Source organism: Staphylococcus auricularis, from assembly GCF_051172115.1.
Lineage (GTDB): Bacteria > Bacillota > Bacilli > Staphylococcales > Staphylococcaceae > Staphylococcus > Staphylococcus auricularis_A.
The window spans coordinates 253420-270739 of the sequence record NZ_JBPIZN010000001.1 but is presented as its reverse complement, the minus strand read 5'-3'; the positions used below and the strand labels follow the sequence as shown (position 1 = coordinate 270739).

The 17320-nt window shown below is 36.5% G+C and carries 19 protein-coding genes; 1 reads left to right on the top strand and 18 read right to left on the bottom strand.

All coding sequences use genetic code 11. The features are described 5' to 3' along the window. Window positions 1-53: 53 nt before the first annotated feature. The 6 genes from ACSBRB_RS01365 to ccpN all read right to left on the bottom strand — a co-directional run bounded on the left by ACSBRB_RS01365 (window position 54) and on the right by ccpN (window position 6579). Window positions 54-1157: a Nif3-like dinuclear metal center hexameric protein gene (locus tag ACSBRB_RS01365; RefSeq protein ID WP_435031275.1), complete on the bottom strand. Its 1104-nt coding sequence runs from the start codon at window positions 1155-1157 to the stop codon at window positions 54-56. After that, complete coding sequence (locus ACSBRB_RS01360) at window positions 1144-1836, bottom strand: tRNA (adenine(22)-N(1))-methyltransferase (RefSeq protein ID WP_435031274.1); 693 nt, start codon at window positions 1834-1836, stop codon at window positions 1144-1146. The genes ACSBRB_RS01365 and ACSBRB_RS01360 overlap by 14 nt, the downstream gene beginning before the upstream one ends. Window positions 1837-2038: 202 nt before the next feature. Further along, window positions 2039-3145: an RNA polymerase sigma factor RpoD gene (rpoD, locus tag ACSBRB_RS01355; RefSeq protein ID WP_435031273.1), complete on the bottom strand. Its 1107-nt coding sequence runs from the start codon at window positions 3143-3145 to the stop codon at window positions 2039-2041. A gap of 141 nt (window positions 3146-3286) precedes the next feature. Next, on the bottom strand, window positions 3287-5068 hold the full coding sequence (gene dnaG, locus ACSBRB_RS01350) for a DNA primase (RefSeq protein WP_435031272.1): 1782 nt from the start codon (window positions 5066-5068) through the stop codon (window positions 3287-3289). 44 nt (window positions 5069-5112) lie between these two features. Continuing rightward, window positions 5113-5940: a pyruvate, water dikinase regulatory protein gene (locus tag ACSBRB_RS01345; RefSeq protein ID WP_435031271.1), complete on the bottom strand. Its 828-nt coding sequence runs from the start codon at window positions 5938-5940 to the stop codon at window positions 5113-5115. 15 nt (window positions 5941-5955) lie between these two features. After that, entirely contained in the window at window positions 5956-6579 is a 624-nt protein-coding gene (ccpN, locus tag ACSBRB_RS01340; protein WP_435031781.1) for a transcriptional regulator CcpN, read from the bottom strand. A gap of 329 nt (window positions 6580-6908) precedes the next feature. Here ccpN and ACSBRB_RS01335 point away from each other — a divergent pair, with 329 nt between their 5' ends. Then, entirely contained in the window at window positions 6909-8300 is a 1392-nt protein-coding gene (locus ACSBRB_RS01335) for a glycine--tRNA ligase (protein WP_435031270.1), read from the top strand. A gap of 76 nt (window positions 8301-8376) precedes the next feature. On the opposite strand, the gene recO is transcribed toward ACSBRB_RS01335, so the two are convergent. From recO to prmA, 12 genes are all read right to left on the bottom strand, one after another. Further along, window positions 8377-9147: a DNA repair protein RecO gene (gene recO, locus ACSBRB_RS01330; protein ID WP_435031269.1), complete on the bottom strand. Its 771-nt coding sequence runs from the start codon at window positions 9145-9147 to the stop codon at window positions 8377-8379. A gap of 20 nt (window positions 9148-9167) precedes the next feature. Further along, window positions 9168-10067: a GTPase Era gene (era, locus tag ACSBRB_RS01325; protein WP_435031268.1), complete on the bottom strand. Its 900-nt coding sequence runs from the start codon at window positions 10065-10067 to the stop codon at window positions 9168-9170. After that, window positions 10064-10471, bottom strand: a complete 408-nt coding sequence (gene cdd, locus ACSBRB_RS01320) for a cytidine deaminase (protein ID WP_435031267.1) — start codon at window positions 10469-10471, stop codon at window positions 10064-10066. The genes era and cdd overlap by 4 nt, the downstream gene beginning before the upstream one ends. Window positions 10472-10520: 49 nt before the next feature. After that, window positions 10521-10856, bottom strand: a complete 336-nt coding sequence (locus tag ACSBRB_RS01315; protein WP_435031266.1) for a diacylglycerol kinase family protein — start codon at window positions 10854-10856, stop codon at window positions 10521-10523. A 4-nt stretch (window positions 10857-10860) separates the two neighbouring features. Then, window positions 10861-11322, bottom strand: a complete 462-nt coding sequence (ybeY, locus tag ACSBRB_RS01310; RefSeq protein ID WP_435031265.1) for an rRNA maturation RNase YbeY — start codon at window positions 11320-11322, stop codon at window positions 10861-10863. Further along, entirely contained in the window at window positions 11323-12270 is a 948-nt protein-coding gene (locus ACSBRB_RS01305) for a PhoH family protein (RefSeq protein ID WP_107392631.1), read from the bottom strand. A 264-nt stretch (window positions 12271-12534) separates the two neighbouring features. After that, complete coding sequence (locus tag ACSBRB_RS01300) at window positions 12535-13200, bottom strand: hypothetical protein (protein WP_435031264.1); 666 nt, start codon at window positions 13198-13200, stop codon at window positions 12535-12537. 14 nt (window positions 13201-13214) lie between these two features. Further along, window positions 13215-14207: a flotillin-like protein FloA gene (gene floA, locus ACSBRB_RS01295; RefSeq protein ID WP_435031263.1), complete on the bottom strand. Its 993-nt coding sequence runs from the start codon at window positions 14205-14207 to the stop codon at window positions 13215-13217. Between the two features lie 15 nt (window positions 14208-14222). Next, complete coding sequence (locus ACSBRB_RS01290) at window positions 14223-14903, bottom strand: NfeD family protein (protein ID WP_435031780.1); 681 nt, start codon at window positions 14901-14903, stop codon at window positions 14223-14225. 374 nt (window positions 14904-15277) lie between these two features. Continuing rightward, entirely contained in the window at window positions 15278-15454 is a 177-nt protein-coding gene (rpsU, locus tag ACSBRB_RS01285; RefSeq protein ID WP_002449867.1) for a 30S ribosomal protein S21, read from the bottom strand. A 167-nt stretch (window positions 15455-15621) separates the two neighbouring features. Beyond that, window positions 15622-16374: a 16S rRNA (uracil(1498)-N(3))-methyltransferase gene (locus ACSBRB_RS01280; protein WP_435031262.1), complete on the bottom strand. Its 753-nt coding sequence runs from the start codon at window positions 16372-16374 to the stop codon at window positions 15622-15624. A 2-nt stretch (window positions 16375-16376) separates the two neighbouring features. Then, window positions 16377-17315: a 50S ribosomal protein L11 methyltransferase gene (gene prmA / locus ACSBRB_RS01275; RefSeq protein WP_435031261.1), complete on the bottom strand. Its 939-nt coding sequence runs from the start codon at window positions 17313-17315 to the stop codon at window positions 16377-16379. Between the last annotated feature and the right edge of the window lie 5 nt (window positions 17316-17320).

Genomic DNA, 17320 nt, shown 5'->3' with positions numbered 1-17320 from the left:
TCCTATAAATTTTAATTGGTTCTGATGAACACTACACAATATTTGTGTGTTTTTTAGTAGTAATTAAATGGATCTGTATTTTGTTCGGAAACTTGGATATCGAATGATATTTTTTCATCAGATAACCATTGTTTTAATAACGCGACAAGCCCTTCTCTCATCACATGTTCACTGTAATGATTGATATCTAACAAATTGACGCCTGCTGTTTTTGCATCTAGTGCTTCATGATGTTTAATATCACCTGTTAAGAAGATATCCGCACCTTGTGCTGCAGCCATATACTCATTGCCAATACCTGCACCACCAATTAACGCAACTTTTTTAATCTTCGTAGATGTATCGCCAATAAATCTGACACTTGGCATATCTAATTGCGTCTTCACGTGTTTGATAAATGGCTCTACATCAAGTGCTTTTTCCAATTCTCCAATCATGCCTAAACCTAAATTTGCAGTCTGAACTACTGGAATGAAGTCAAATACCGGTTCTTCGTAAGGATGATGTTGAAGAATGAGTTGCTGTACCTGTGTACGTTGGCCTTGATCAATCATAAATTCTAATTTAACTTCGTTGACATATTCAATTTCGTCGTGTTGACCGATTGTTGGATTCGCATCATCTACAGGTTTGAATTGACCTTGTCCTTCGCCTTCAAAAAAGCAGTAGTGATAATTGCCTGTTCTCGCTAAGCCTGCTTGGTCTAGTTGATTTTTGAATGTCTCTACATCATCTTTAGGAATATATACATACACTTTATAATAATGCGTATCTTCGGGATCGAGTATCTGTTGATCCTGTAATCCTAAACGATCTGCAAGCATTGCATTTACACCGTGTGGGTACACATCTAAATTCGTATGTAATGCGATGACATTGATATCATTTTGAATAAGTTGACGAATGATTGCGCCATAACCATCATTTTGAGTAATATTTTTAATACCTTTGAAAATAAGTGGGTGATGGCAAATAATTGTATTAACCCCAGCTGAAATGGCTTCTTCAACGATCTCTTTAGTACAATCTAGAGCTGTTAATATGCCATTGATTTCAGCATTTTCATCCCCGATAATGAGCCCCACATTATCCCAATCTTCTGCAGTCGCTAAAGGCACGTGTTGATCAATCACTTTCATAAGTTCACTGATTTTCATTTCTAATCACCTCATCGATTAACGTTAACTGATGGTTTATTTGTTGTAGTCTTTCTTTATGTCTAGTTGGATCTAAATTTTGTTTAATCTTAAGTAAAGCTTGTTGTTCATGTTCCCATTTTTTATAAAATAAATCCGTTTTATCTTTCATTAAATAAGGTCCAAACATCGCTTCTGTTTCCGACAATGTCATCGGTGTCGTCGCATAATCTGCCACTACAATTTCATAGATGTGTCCCTTTTCTTCTAAGATATCTTCACTGACAATACGATAATTTAACTGTTGTAAACACTGCCGTAACGTCTTCGTTTGAATGTTACTCTGTAACACTAATCTCGGTTGACTGGCTAATTTCGCTTGGCCTTCGGTTAATATTTTAGCAATTAACGGCCCACCCATGCCACAAATCGTAATTGTAGATACTTGGTCCTCAGGTTGAACGACAGTTAATCCATCTCCTAGTCTAACATCAATTTCATGAGTCGCATGATAGTTTGCGACATTCCGCTGTGATGATTTGTATGGACCTTCTATCACTTCTCCGGCTATCGCGCGCTGGATGAGATTTTGTTCTAAGGCATAAAGTGGAAGATAAGCATGATCAGAGCCAATATCAGCAAGGGTATCTCCTTTGATATATTGACTCACCTGCTTTAAACGTTGATTTAACGGTATCATAGGTGTACACCTTTCCGAATAAATTTAATGATATGTCACAAAAAAAGAGACTGGGACAATGGCGTTTTTAATCCACTCGATACTCCAGTTCGATAAGCTTGCTTTGTCCTATCTTCTGTAGTGATGAGTGAATCGCATATCATAAGGAATAATCTTTCAACTCCATATGACACAAACGATAAATGCCCCAATCTCTATAGGGTTAATCCATAAAGTCTTTTAGACGTTTACTTCTACTAGGGTGTCTTAGTTTTCTAAGTGCTTTTGCTTCGATTTGACGAATACGTTCTCTAGTCACACCGAATACTTTACCCACTTCTTCTAATGTGCGTGTACGACCATCGTCTAAACCAAAACGCAGGCGTAAGACGTTTTCTTCACGGTCGGTTAACGTATCTAATACATCTTCTAATTGTTCTTTTAATAATTCATATGCTGCATGGTCTGAAGGACTTTGTGCTTCTTGGTCCTCGATAAAGTCACCAAGGTGGCTGTCGTCTTCTTCCCCAATTGGCGTTTCTAATGAAACAGGTTCTTGCGCTATTTTTAAGATTTCGCGTACTTTTTCAGGTGGTAAATCCATTTCTTCACCAATTTCTTCTGGTGCTGGATCACGACCTAAATCTTGAAGTAATTGTCTTTGAATATGAATTAATTTGTTGATTGTTTCAACCATGTGTACAGGAATACGAATCGTTCTGGCTTGGTCTGCAATTGCTCTTGTAATCGCTTGACGAATCCACCAGGTAGCATAAGTAGAAAATTTGAAACCTTTACTGAAGTCGAATTTTTCTACTGCTTTAATTAAGCCCATATTACCTTCTTGAATTAAGTCTAAGAATAACATGCCGCGACCCACATATCTTTTTGCGATACTAACGACTAAACGAAGGTTGGCTTCAGCTAAACGTGATTTAGCGATTTCATCACCTTGTTCTATGCGTTTCGCAAGATCAATTTCTTCTTGGGCGCTCAATAAGTTGACACGTCCAATTTCTTTAAGATACATGCGGACAGGGTCATTAATTTTGACGCCTGGAGGTGCACTCAAATCGTTTGGATTTAACGACTCGTCTGTATCGTTATTATCTTTTTGGTTCACCAACTTAATCTCATTATCATTAAGTTGATCGAAGAATTCATCCATTTGGTCACTGTCCATTTCAAAATGTTGCAGTTTCTCAGAAATTTCTTCGTGACTTAATTGACCTTCTTTTTTACCTTTTTCCAATAATTGTTTTTTAACATCTTCCATTGTTAAACTTGGATCTATGGTTTGTTTTTTTACTTTGACTTTACTTTCAGACATGAATAGGCCTCCCGCGTTTAATATCACTTTTATATCAACTTTAAATGTACAGAATGCATCTCATTCTCCATTTAAAAAAGTAACATAACTGTTAATAATCCCGTTATTCTCTGATGTCTCCCAATCTATACAATGTAAAACTCAATTGTTCCTACTTTTATTTCGATTAACAATTTGTTCCAAGTAATATTTTTGAAGTTCTACATCACCTAATCGAGTGGCTTCTCTTAATTTATGATTGAGCGATTCTATTGATTCTTCTTTGCGTTGCTTGGATAACGTGTTAATATAATCATCAATTTCATTTTCATAAGGTTCTGCATTGATTGTATAGTTATCCAATGCAATTAAAGTTTCTTTCAATTCATTAGACTCTACATATTGTAAACCGTCACTGATGTTGAAATCATCATTTTCTCCATAAAAACGGTGTAAAAGATTAAACATACTTTTAAAATGTTCATTTGTAAAGTCTTCTGCTTCAATCGAGCGATAATAATCTAAGAAAAGATCTTTATCGTTCATAAAATGTTTAAGCAAGGCTCTCTCAGCCTTTTCAGCAGTTGATAAATGACTAAATATCGTAGGAGTATCATTCATATTACTATATTCAGCTTGATAATTTGATGTACTCCCCACACTATTATTTAGACTATCAAAGCTAACTTTAAACAATTCAGCGACTTCTTGCAATACTTTTTTGCGTAGAATCGGCGACTGCATATAGGAAATATCTTGTGTGATTTCTTTCAAATATTTTTCATATGCTAGGTCATTATGATCAATTTCATCTTGATGTAACTTCACTTTATACAATACAAATGCACGCTTTTCATGCTCGACAAAATGTTGAAACGCTTCTTGTCCATGCTTCATGATATACTCATCTGGATCCATGCCTTGGGGTAGTTCCACAACAAAGACATTGAGTCCTTGTTGCAATAACGCTTGACCTGTTTTGAGCGTCGCTTCTCTACCTGCATAGTCCCCGTCGAACATCAATGTGACGTTCGATGTTAATTTTTTTAAAAACGTCATATGCTCTTGGGATAATTGTGTACCCATACTTGCGATGACTTGTTTAAGACCCGCTTCGTCAGCTTTAATCACATCCATAAAGCCTTCAAGAATAATCACTTCATCTGCTTGACGAATTGATTTACGTGCACGATCCACATTATATAATAGCCGTCGTTTTTGGAAAATGGGTGATTCTGGACTGTTCAAATATTTGGGCTCTTGATCTGTATATGTCCTACCCGAATATCCTACTGTCCGACCTTGCGCATTTGTAAGTGGAAATATAATGCGATCTCTAAATCGATCATAGTAACTAAAATTCTCTTCATTGCGTGAAAGCAAACCTGCTTCATAAGCAAGTTCGATATCGTAACCTTTTTTCTGCAAAAAATCATGACAAAATTGTGCATTATTAGGTGCATACCCGATTTTACGAGTTTCAATGGTCTCAGTTGAAAAACCTCTATCTTTTAGATATGCTAATGCGTCTTCACCTTCTACTGTTTTTAACAACGCATAATGATAATAAGATTGCATCAATTCATGCATTTCAATCATCTGTAAATCTTCAGAAGCAATTTTTGTCGAACCATCTGATGACTGTTGTGTCGGTACGTTCACTTCGATATTGACTCTTTCACCAAGGTTTCGCACAGCTTCTGTAAAGGAAATGCCTTCAATTTCTTGTAAAAATTGAAAGACATTACCTCCTCTCTTACAACCGAAACAGTGACAAATTTGTTTGTCTTCAGACACAGTAAAAGAAGGTGTCTTTTCATCATGAAAAGGACACAACCCAATGTAATTGCGCCCTCTTTTTTCTAATTTCACATATTCACTTACTAAATCCAGGATATCCGTCTTATCTTTTATCTCATTGATCACAGATTGTTCTATTCGCAAAGTATATCACCTGTTAAACCTTAGTTTTATTATTATAATATTTTTTAAACGTTTTGAGAATAGTTCTGCTCAATAATTCGAATGATATCGTTTGCAGTTTCTTCGATTGCTTTATCTGAAACATCGATGACAGGACAGTCAAGCTTGTCCACAAGTGCTTGGAAATACTCGATTTCTTCTTTAATGCGCTGTTCAGTTGCATAGCGTGCATTATCACCAAGTCCAAGTTGTTTTAAGCGTTCCCTTCTAATGCGATTAAGCTTTTCATCACTGATACGTAATGCGATGATTTTACGCGGATCCGTCGAAAATAATTTATCCGGTGGTGTCACTTCTGGCACAATCGGAATGTTCATCACTTTATAGCTTTCTTTATGTGCTAAGTATTGAGAAAGTGGTGTTTTAGAAGTACGTGATACCCCTAATAATACGATATCTGCTTTGCTTAAGCCTTTAGGATCTTTCCCGTCATCATATTTAACGGCAAACTCTATCGCTTCAATTTTTTTGAAATAGGTTTCATCTAAACGATGAACAAGCCCTGGTTCATAATAAGGTTCTTCGTTAATCTCTTCGCGGAAAATATTCATCAAAGGCCCCATAATATCCACAGATTTAATTTGTTTTTCTTTTATTTTTGCTTCCATATATTTTCTAATTTCAGGTTTAACGAGTGTATAAACAATCACGGCATGATTATCTTCGGCAATTTGAACCACTTCATCGACATTTTCGAGAGATTCAATGTAAGGATAGCGACTGATATCTGGCTCACAATGATTCGGATTAAATTGTGAGATACCTGCACGTGCCACTAATTCAGCGGTTTCGCCGACGGAATCGGACGCGACGATAATTTTAACTTTTTTCATGAATTTACCCTCCAGTTATTCTTTAAATAGTGAGACAAAAATTTTGGTGATTGTCGTTTTTGAAATTCTGCCTTTAACTTCAAATTGACCATTATCCTTTTCTTGAACAATAGGAAGAGAATCATTTTCTTTTTCAATCATTAAATTAGCTGCATAAATGACACGATCTTCAGCGAATACATAATTAATATTCGGCATTCGACTCATGATGACAGAGACAGGCATTGTATGTATATCTTCTCCTACCATGGATGAGCGAAGTAAATCTTTTCTAGAACATACGCCCACAAAATCTCCATCATGATTAATGACAAACAGTGTACTCACATCTTCTAAGAACAATGTACAAATTGCATCATAAACACTCATATCACTCTTTACAACAACTGGATGTGACGCATAATCTTTAACTATGTATTGTTTGAGTTCATCAGCGAATAACTTATGACGCGTTTGACCAGTATAATAATAACCTACACGAGGTCTCGCCTCTAATATCCCTGACATCGTTAAAATAGCGAGATCCGGTCTTAATGTCGCGCGTGTCAGGCTCAATTGATCTGCAATATGTTCCCCAGTAATTGGCCCGTTTGATTTTACAATTTCGATAATGCGCTGTTGTCTTTGACTGAGTTCGATAGGTCTTCACCCCTTTACCTTTCAAAATTATTATACATTGATTTCTAATTAGCTACAAATACATACAATTACTTGCGATTATCATTCAATTAAATTACAATGAGTTATGCAGCGAGTTAAGGACAGTGAGAGCTTAACAACTTAAATTGGCAATCAATGAATGAAATATTAAAGCGAGTGTCTACACTAAATTGGGTGGAACCGCGGGTTAAAAAAACATATAAACGTATTACATACGATTTATAAATTAACTCGTCCCAAGCTGTTGAATCATACACATGTTTCGATAACTTGGGGCGTATTTTTATGTGAAAAGGAGTGCTTTAATCATGGAAAAAGATATGGATACAATTGTACAACTTGCCAAACATAGAGGTTTCGTCTTTCCAGGTAGTGACATCTATGGTGGTCTTTCAAATACATGGGACTACGGTCCACTAGGTGTTGAATTAAAAAATAATATTAAAAAAGCATGGTGGCAAAAATTTATTACACAATCACCTTACAATGTAGGTATTGATGCTGCGATCTTAATGAACCCTAAAACTTGGGAAGCATCTGGTCATATCGGTAACTTTAACGACCCAATGATCGACAATAAAGACAGTAAAATTCGTTACCGTGCAGACAAATTAATTGAAGATTACATGGCAAAAGAAAAAGGCGATGAAAACTTTGTTGCTGATGGTCTTAGCTTTGATGAAATGAAACGTATTATCGACGAAGAAGGTATTGTTTGTCCAGTAAGTGGTACTGCAAATTGGACAGATATTCGTCAATTTAACCTCATGTTCAAAACTTTCCAAGGGGTTACTGAAGACTCTACTAACGAACTCTTCTTACGTCCTGAAACAGCTCAAGGTATCTTCGTAAACTATAAAAACGTCCAACGTACAATGCGTAAAAAATTACCATTCGGTATTGGTCAAATCGGTAAATCATTCCGTAACGAAATCACACCAGGTAACTTCATCTTCAGAACACGCGAATTCGAACAAATGGAACTTGAATTCTTCTGTAAACCTGGTGATGAAATCGAATGGCAAAATTACTGGAAAAATTATGCAAGCCAATGGTTGAAAGATTTAGGCTTACAAGAAGACAATACTCGCTTACGTGATCACGATGAAGAAGAACTTTCTCACTATTCAAATGCGACAACAGATATCGAATATCGCTTCCCATTCGGCTGGGGCGAACTTTGGGGTATCGCAAGTCGTACAGACTATGACTTAAAACAACACATGGAACACTCTGGTGAAGACTTCAACTATCACGATCCAGAAACAAATGAAAAATACCTACCATATTGTATCGAACCTTCTCTTGGTGCTGATCGTGTAACACTTGCTTTCTTATGCGATGCATATGACGAAGAAGGCGTTGAAGGCAGTAAAGAAGCACGTACTGTATTACACTTCCACCCTGCTTTAGCACCTTATAAAGCAGCCGTGCTCCCATTAAGTAAAAAACTTTCTAGTGAAGCAATCAAAGTGTTCGAACAATTGAGTCCTAAATTCTCAATCGACTTCGACGAATCACAATCTATCGGTAAACGTTACCGTCGTCAAGATGAAATCGGTACACCATACTGTATTACATTTGACTTTGATTCATTAGATGATAATCAAGTGACAGTACGTGACAGAGACACTATGGAACAAACACGTATGCCAATCTCAGATTTAGAAGATTTCTTAGCTGAAAGAGTTAAATTCTAACCAGTTTAAGTGGACAATCAAAAGCAGCAGTTAGCTCCCATGCTAACTGCTGCTTTTTTATATTATATATGACCATTCAATCCTCATCTTTTGAGTTTTGTTCAATTCTGCGGAGTTGATTAATCAATTTTTGACTTCTAAAGTAAACACCCGCATATTCTCGATATAACATAATGAGTAGTTCTGACATTTCTTCCACTATCGATTGATGGATATTCAATGAGTTCATCTTATCGATTGGCAAATTTTGTAGTACATTTAATAAATACAATGTTTTATTTGAAATACGTAAAGCGTGTGGATCTTGATCAAGCGCTTCAAATGAGATTGCCCCATCGTATCTGAAACTGTAGCCACAAAGTTGAGATTGATCGGTACTCCCTGTCACGCTGCAATGATCAAACTGTGCATTAAAACCAAAACGCATCATACATTTGAGTAAAATCACTACAGACATGAGTTGTGCAGATGTACCTTGATTAATCTTATCCAACGCAAAAGAAACGAGATCATAACAATATTGTGATACCGCATCTCCTTCAAGTGCTTTATCCACTACTTCAACACATAAACTCGCATAGCTATTTTCGTAAATATCCAAACGGAGTTCATAATTCAAGTGAATGACATCAATAGAATTTAATGTCCCCATGCCTTTCCACTTATTATAAATAAACAAGCCATATACAAACATCTGTGTACTGGCTTGTAATCCACTTCTACTTTTTTTCGCCCTTCTCACCATTAAAGGCACCTTTGCGCCGTGTTCATTTAAAATAGTAATGATTTTATCCGACTCGCCGTAATCTACAGATTTAATTATAATCCCTTTTTGTTTCATTAACACTGTAGCTCACCGCTTTCTCATCAATCTTGGTCTTCAATATAACCCATTTGTCGAATAAAGTTTACTTTGTTGCGCCAATCTTTTTGAACTTTAACCCACAGTTCTAAATAAACTTTAGAACCTAAGAGATGCTCAATATCATGTCGTGCACGTTTACCTACTTCTTTCAATTTTTTACCGCCTTTTCCAATGACGATACCTTTTTGAGAATCTCGTTCGACAAAGATTGTCGCTTCAATACGTACGTGATCTTCCTCTTTTTTAATCATACGATCGACATTGACACCAATCGCATGTGGGATTTCTTCACTAGTTAAATGTAAGATTTTTTCTCTAATCAATTCACTGACGACAAACTGTTCTGGGTGGTCAGAGACTTGATCTTCTGGATAATATTGAGGGCCTTCAGGTAGATAAGATTTAAGTACCTCAATAAAATGATCCACATTATGTCCTTCTAAGGCAGACATAGGTACCATTTCAGTAAATGACATGTAAGACTGATATTGTTCAATTCTAGGCATCAATTCGTCTGGATGTACTAAGTCAATTTTATTTAATACGAGAAATACTGGTGTCTTCACATCTTTTAACATGTCCATAATGTACTCATCGCCACGGCCAATTTCTTCATTGACATTGACCATAAACATAATCGCGTCGATTTCGGACAACGTGTTTTTAGCAACACGCATCATGTAGTGGCCGAGTTTATGTTTAGGTTTATGAATTCCAGGTGTATCAAGAAAGATAATTTGAGCATCATCTTGTGTCATGACACCTTGAATTTTATTACGAGTGGTTTGGGCTTTATCGGACATGATCGCTATTTTATGTCCAATCACTCTGTTTACAAATGTTGATTTTCCTACATTGGGTCTCCCTATAATTGAGACAAATCCTGATTTATATTCACTCATTCATTTAAATCCTTTCCTGAAAATCCTAATGGTAATAATTCTGCTACTGTCATTTCTATCATTTTACCTTCTTGATTCGTCATATAAACGGGCATGTCGTCATCACAAAGTTCTTTTAACACTTGTCTACATGCACCACAAGGCGAAGAAGGTTCCTCTGCATCTACCGTGATGGTAATAGATTCGAAATCTCCTGGTCGATAACCATCTGATATTGCGGCGACTAAACTAGAGCGTTCTGCGCAAATCGCCATAGGGTAGGCTGCGTTTTCCACATTCGCACCATAATAACTACGTCCATCTTTCGTCCGTAAATAAGCACCCACTTTAAAATGACTATACGGTGCATACGCACGGGATTGTGCCTCTCTCACCGCTTCAAAATATTCTTTTTGATAGCTCATGTTCTTATCCTCACTTTATTCATTTCACATTCAATTCACTATAGTTCAATTAAAAAATATGGGGTATAAATATGATTAAACCAATCACAAACGCAATCAATGCTGCGATAAGCACACTTGCCGCAGCTACGTCTTTCGCGCGTTTAGCTAAAGCATGGTAATCCGAAGTTACGAGATCCACCACATATTCTAACGCGGTATTCATCGCTTCGAATGCACCAACTAAGCCAATTGCAATGATAATGAGTATCCACTCTATTGCTGACAATTGGAATATAAATCCGCATATCACAACGATCAGAGCAATTAGCACATGAATCAGAAACTTATGATCTTTCTTAAATAATGCATACAATCCTTCAAACGCATATTTAAACCGTTTCATAAGACTAATCACGTGTAAGGCCATACGCATTCAAGATATCATCTTGACGGCCGAACATTTCTTTCTCATCAGCTTCATTCATATGATCATAGCCTAACAAATGTAAAAAACCATGCAGTGCTAAAAATCCAAGTTCCCGTTCAAATGAGTGTCCGTATTCACTCGCCTGTTCTTCTGCAACATCAGTACAAATAATAATATCACCTAACACACGTGGCATATCTAAACCACTAATCTCAGGTTCATCTTCTTCTAACGCAAAAGAAATCACATCTGTCACTTTATCTTTATCGCGATACATGTGATTAATCTGTTGAATTTCATCCTTATCCACAAACGTAATTGAAAGTTCTGTATCTTCCTCAATTGACTCTTGCTTTTTAGCAAAAGTGAGTAAGTCTTCGATTTGGTCACACCAACTTTGATCGACACGTTCTGTTTGGTCGCTAAAATCTATGGTAAACATTTATTCCACTCCCTCATATCTTTCTATGATTTTACTAACTAGTGGGTGTCTTACAACATCAGTTTGGTCTAATTTAATAACACTAATGCCTTTTACGGAGTGAAGTTTTTTAACCGCTTCCTTAAGTCCACTTTTAACACCTTTAGGTAAATCAATTTGGGTTTGGTCACCGGTTACGACCATTTTTGATCCAAATCCAAGACGTGTTAAAAACATTTTCATTTGCGCATGAGTGGTATTTTGCGCTTCATCTAAAATGACAAACGCATCATCTAATGTTCGACCTCTCATGTAAGCTAGCGGTGCAATTTCTATAATTCCACGCTCTATAAACCGTTCTGTTTGTTCACGGCCTAATACAGTATTTAAACCATCATATAAAGGTCTTAAATAAGGATCGACTTTTTCTTTTAAATCCCCTGGAAGGAACCCAAGTGATTCACCCGCTTCAACAGCTGGTCGTGTCAGTACAATCCGTTTGACGTTCCCTTTACGCAGTTGTTTGGCTGCGTAGACCACGGCTAAGAAGGTTTTACCCGTTCCAGCGGGTCCAAGTCCGAACACTAAATCGTTGCGTTTCATAGCGTTAATATACAGACGTTGTCCCATCGTTTTCGCACGAATCGTCTTACCAAACGCATCTTTCGTGATTTCTTCTTCGTATAAATCTAAAAGATGTTGAATGGTATTGTTCTGTGCCATTTTGATGGCAGCTTCAACATCTTTCAACGTTATCGTTACGCCTTGTTCAATCACTTTTAAGAGATTTTTTAATACTGATTCAGCTTTTTCGACTTGCTCTACTTGTTGACCTTTAACGGCAATTTCCTGGCCGCGAGCATGTACTATAACATCAAATTCTTCTTCAATTGCTTTAATATGTTCATCATTGTTACCAATTAAAGCTTGGGCTTCATTGATGTCATCGATTTGAATAATTCCAGGCATATAGGCGCTCCTTTGCTAATAGATTCGTTCATCTATATTTTATCTTATTAGAATTGAACTTACAAAATAAAAACTCCACAGACGGAGGACCGTCGGGCTTTACAGGAAAATGTAAGTCATACCTCAGAGAAAAACAATTCCATTCTTAATAAGTTTGTATATTTTCATAAAAAAAGTGGAAAGACGAATACACTTAAATCAAATGCATCGTCATTTCCACTTTCAGTTTATTCCTTTAAATTTAAAAAAGATAAAACATGTAGATTACGACAATTGTTTCCGCTTGTCTAGAATTTCTGACCAGATGACACCATTGATGACTTCATCATCGCTGAATCTTAATTCATTATCCACAGTAATCGGTTTTTGAGCCTGACTGGCAAAGAGATTTTTCAAACGCATGCGCTTCGCTCTTTCAGACAAATACTTATCATTAATGATGTGTTCTGCACGTTTTTGCAGTTGTTGTACTTGTTTTTCTCGAGCTCTGTCATATTCTGTACGCACGTTACTAATATCAGCAGAAATCGTATTTTTTAATTCTTCTCTTAATGCTTGATCTTTAGCTTCTTGCGACTCTTGCTGTTGTTCGGCGTCTTGTGGCTGTTCACTCGTGGTCGGTTGCGCCGCTTCTTCAATACGTCTTACTTTTTCCGCTTGTACACGTTTAGGTTCAAATTGTCTTGTTTGTGAAGGTGTAGGTTCTTGACGTGTGGTTGTTTCTTCATCATCGTCTTCATCCACCCAATCTTCTAATTCTTTAAATGTTTCTTCTACACGTTCCATAAAGGATTTTTTCGGTTTGCTTGATTCAGCTTTAGGTTGTTCTTTCGGTTTACTCGGATCTCTTTTTTTATGATCGTTATTTGTAAACGTACTGATCAGAGATCCAACAATCGCGATGATAAAGATTATTAGACCAATATTCATTTAATCACCCCTAATTATTGTTCTGGTGATTCGTCGTCTTCTTGTTTTGTTTTATCGTTGATTGCGTTTCTCATTCCTGTATCAGCTTCTACGTTTTTAAGATTATAGTAATCTTTCACACCGATATTTCCTGAACGTAATGCTTCTGACATTGCAAGTGGCACTTCTGCTTCAGCTTCGACTACTTTGGCACGCATTTCTTGTACACGTGCTTTCATTTCTTGTTCGCTAGCAACAGCCATTGCTCTACGTTCTTCGGCTTTAGCTTGTGCAATATTTTTATCAGCAATTGCTTGTTCAGTTTGAAGATCGGCACCGATGTTTTTACTGATGTCGACATCGGCTATATCAATTGAAAGAATTTCGAATGCTGTACCTGAGTCTAAACCTTTACTCAATACTGTTTTAGAAATGTTATCAGGATTTTCTAATACTTGCGTATGATGTTCACTTGAACCGATCGTTGAAACGATACCTTCACCGACACGAGCGATGATTGTTTCTTCACCGGAACCACCAACTAAGCGCGCGATATTCGCACGAACTGTAATACGTGCTTTCGCTTTCACTTCGATACCGTTCATAGCTACACCAGCGATAAATGGTGTTTCGATGACTTTTGGATTTACTGACATTTGAACCGCTTCTAACACATCACGACCTGCTAAGTCGATTGCTGCACCACGTTCAAATGGCAAGTTAATATCTGCACGTTGTGCTGCGATATTTGCATCAACAACGCGATCTACATTACCACCAGCTAGGTAGTGAGATTCTAATTGATTCGTAGTTAAGTTGAGTCCTGCTTTATGCGCTTTAATTAATGGCGCAATCACTTTACGTGGAGAGACTCTACGTAATCTCATACCAATTAATGTACCAATACCGACTTTAACACCAGCAGCTATTGCTGAAATCCATAAGCCAATAGGTACAAATGAGAATAAAATAATTAAAGCTATAATGACTATTACAACTAAAATACCGATTGAAATTAATCCAGACATATCGTTACTCCTTTGTTATTCCTTTTCTCTGACTACGACCCGTGTACCTTCAACCTGTAATACAGTTACTGTTTTATTGCGTAAAATAAATTCACCGTCTGATACAGCATCGATGCGTTCACCATCTATACTGATGATGCCGGCTGGTCGCAAATCAGTTAAAGTTTTTGCCGTTTTATTCACTAAATCAGAGCGATTATCATGAGAAGTATATCCAGCTTCTGCATTGGTTGAATCTTTTAATATTACTTTATCTAAAAATGGAATTGAACGATTAAATATTTTCACTAGAATCACCCATTCTATGATTGCCAAAATTAATGCAATAACAACATTAACAATCATCACTAATAAACTATCACCTAGCATCATGATACTTAAGACGACAAGTCCCATTCCGATGATGCCCATAACTGCTCCAACTACGAAGAGTTCTATGATAATAAATATAACACCGATGACAAATAATATAACGGAGACTAAGTTAACCTCACCTTTAATAAGGAATCCTAAAAAGAATATCAGTAATAATAATGCAGCAATAATACCGGCCATATTAATACGACGCGAATATAATTGATATAGGAAACCTAAAAATATAATGATGGTAAAGACTAAAGAAACGATAGGATTTACGATAAAATCAGCTATGCGTTGATACCATTCGATTCCATCAGCAAAGTTAAGTAATAAGATGTTTTGTATACTACTCAGCAAATTCACACTCTCACCTCGCTCTCTCCTTAATTATACATGAAACCCCTTTAGGATTATAGGTTTTTTAATATAAAAATATTAATTGAAAAGATAACCATAGTTGAGTTATTTTAGTTAAAAAGTTTTAAAAATAACGTTGCAATCTATCTACATACTCTAACACATAGTTAGACGTAAAGTCTGTAAACACGTTTGTTTATAACACGTATTTATGAAGAAAGTAAATTAAGAGAAAGCGAATTTATTATAGTTAGTAAATATGCTTACATAAAATAAAAAAGCCCTAGCTTTCTAGCTAAGACTTTTCTCTCATTTATAATTAATGTTGGGTTGAGGGAGTCAACGAACAATAATTATTTGAATTTACGTTTACGTGCAGCTTCTGATTTCTTTTTACGTCTTACACTTGGTTTTTCGTAAAATTCGCGTTTACGGACTTCTTGAATTGTACCGCTTTTAGAAACTGAACGTTTGAAGCGACGTAACGCATCTTCAAGTGATTCGTTTTTACGGACTACTGTTTTAGACATCTGTATTTCCCTCCCTCCAAATATCAACGAAACTTTATAATCATTACATAGTATTAAACTATGTATCTGTTAGTATAATATAATTGCCTATTGCGGTCAATCAGTAAAATTTACATTTTTAATATTTGCAAACAGCATCAATATGAGTGCTTAAACTACTTCTCATTTTAATGAGATAGTTCTTGTTCATAGCTGATCGCACTCAGTGCATAAAGCGGTGCCGTTTCTGCTCTTAAAATGCGAGGTCCTAAACCAATGGTCGCGCCATCATTTTCAAAGAGTTGAACTTCTTCTTCAGTTAATCCACCTTCTGGACCAAAAATAATGAGGACACGATCTTCGGGTTGAAACTGGGCGACAAGTGAACGAAATTGTTGTGTTTCGCCTTCTTTTGCGGCATCTTCATAGGCGAGTAATACATGATCATATGTCTCGATGTCTTCATGTACAGCCTTTAAACTCTCTTTATATGTGACTTCAGGTATTTTTAGGCGATAACTTTGTTCAGCTGCTTCTTTGATTATTTTTTGCCATCGTTCAAGCTTTTTACTCACCTTATTTTGAGTCAGTTTCACAACAGAACGGGACATTTGAGTAGCGATAAAATGAGACGCACCAAGTTCTGTCGCTTTTTGAATTAACCATTCGTACTTATCCGCTTTAATGAGGCCACTGCATATAGTAATGTGTTGAGGTAATTCGCTATCCGTGGACATAGCTTCAGTTAACGTGACTTCAATCACGTCTTGATGAATCTCTGTAATCTTGCAACGATACACTTGTTGATCTTTAAAGGTTACGATAACTTCGTTACCTACGTCGTTGCGCATAACATTAACGATATGATGTATATCATCTTTGCTTGTGATAAAAAAACGCTGACTTGGATCAGCGTTTTGATCTATAAAATATCTTTGCACATTCAGTCGCTCACTTTCTGTCCAACGATACATACCCAATCATTTTGATGTTCCGTTGCAATGATTTTAAATCCTACACGTTCCATATGTTCGATAATAGATTCATATTTAGATTCAATAATACCTGAAGTAATAAAATAACCTGCTTCATTTAAAACTTCGTAAGCATTCTCAATCATTTCATCAATAATATGCGCTAAAATGTTCGCGATTACGACATCAAAATGACCGGTTTCCTCCGTGAGTAAATTGCTTGGTACTGCTTCAATGTGATCCACACAATGGTTTTTTCTGAAATTATCTTGTGCTACTTTCACAGCCATTTCATCTAGGTCTAACGCTTTGATGCGTTCTACACCTAGCAAATGACAAGCAATACTCAAAATACCTGAACCTGTGCCGACATCAATTACAGCATCTGTTGGTTTTACATATCGTTCTATAGCTTCTAAACACATGCTTGTCGTCGGATGATCTCCTGTGCCAAACGCCATCCCAGGATCGAGTTCGATACAAAGTTCATTATCATCCTCTTTCTGATAACTTTCCCAGCTAGGAACAATCGTAAAGCGCTTAGAGGCACGAAATGGATGGAAATAATTCTTCCATTCGTTCTCCCAATCTTGTTCTTCAAGTGTTTGTTCCTCTACTTTAAGCATATCTTGATTCAATTGCTCAATGGCATCTAAACGATCTAACAATTGTTGTTTGAACGTTGCTGTGTATTTCATTTCATTGAAATACGCTTTGATTCGAACCCCTTCATCAGGGTAGTCGTTACGATTAAGTTCAAAAACTTCCCCGTACCGATCTTCAAAATCTTGTTCCAAATCTTTAGTGTCTTCGATGACTACACCATTAGATCCTAGTTCTTCTAACATATCTGCAACAATCGCAGACACTTCATGATTTACTGTAATTGAAAGTTCGACCCAGTTCATTTATT

Bases quoted from the DNA above. Each gene is read 5' to 3' on its own strand.
- ACSBRB_RS01305 (WP_107392631.1), bottom strand. From the start codon at position 12,270: ATGCCTGGAATTATTCAAATCGATGACATCAATGAAGCCCAAGCTTTA.
- ACSBRB_RS01300 (WP_435031264.1), bottom strand. From the start codon at position 13,200: ATGAATATTGGTCTAATAATCTTTATCATCGCGATTGTTGGATCTCTG.
- rpoD (WP_435031273.1), bottom strand. From the start codon at position 3,145: ATGTCTGAAAGTAAAGTCAAAGTAAAAAAACAAACCATAGATCCAAGT.
- ACSBRB_RS01365 (WP_435031275.1), bottom strand. From the start codon at position 1,157: ATGAAAATCAGTGAACTTATGAAAGTGATTGATCAACACGTGCCTTTA.
- floA (WP_435031263.1), bottom strand. From the start codon at position 14,207: ATGTCTGGATTAATTTCAATCGGTATTTTAGTTGTAATAGTCATTATA.
- ACSBRB_RS01345 (WP_435031271.1), bottom strand. From the start codon at position 5,940: ATGAAAAAAGTTAAAATTATCGTCGCGTCCGATTCCGTCGGCGAAACC.
- cdd (WP_435031267.1), bottom strand. From the start codon at position 10,471: ATGAGCTATCAAAAAGAATATTTTGAAGCGGTGAGAGAGGCACAATCC.
- ybeY (WP_435031265.1), bottom strand. From the start codon at position 11,322: ATGTTTACCATAGATTTTAGCGACCAAACAGAACGTGTCGATCAAAGT.
- era (WP_435031268.1), bottom strand. From the start codon at position 10,067: ATGAGTGAATATAAATCAGGATTTGTCTCAATTATAGGGAGACCCAAT.
- ACSBRB_RS01360 (WP_435031274.1), bottom strand. From the start codon at position 1,836: ATGATACCGTTAAATCAACGTTTAAAGCAGGTGAGTCAATATATCAAA.
- ACSBRB_RS01335 (WP_435031270.1), top strand. From the start codon at position 6,909: ATGGAAAAAGATATGGATACAATTGTACAACTTGCCAAACATAGAGGT.
- ACSBRB_RS01315 (WP_435031266.1), bottom strand. From the start codon at position 10,856: ATGAAACGGTTTAAATATGCGTTTGAAGGATTGTATGCATTATTTAAG.
- rpsU (WP_002449867.1), bottom strand. From the start codon at position 15,454: ATGTCTAAAACAGTAGTCCGTAAAAACGAATCACTTGAAGATGCGTTA.
- prmA (WP_435031261.1), bottom strand. From the start codon at position 17,315: ATGAACTGGGTCGAACTTTCAATTACAGTAAATCATGAAGTGTCTGCG.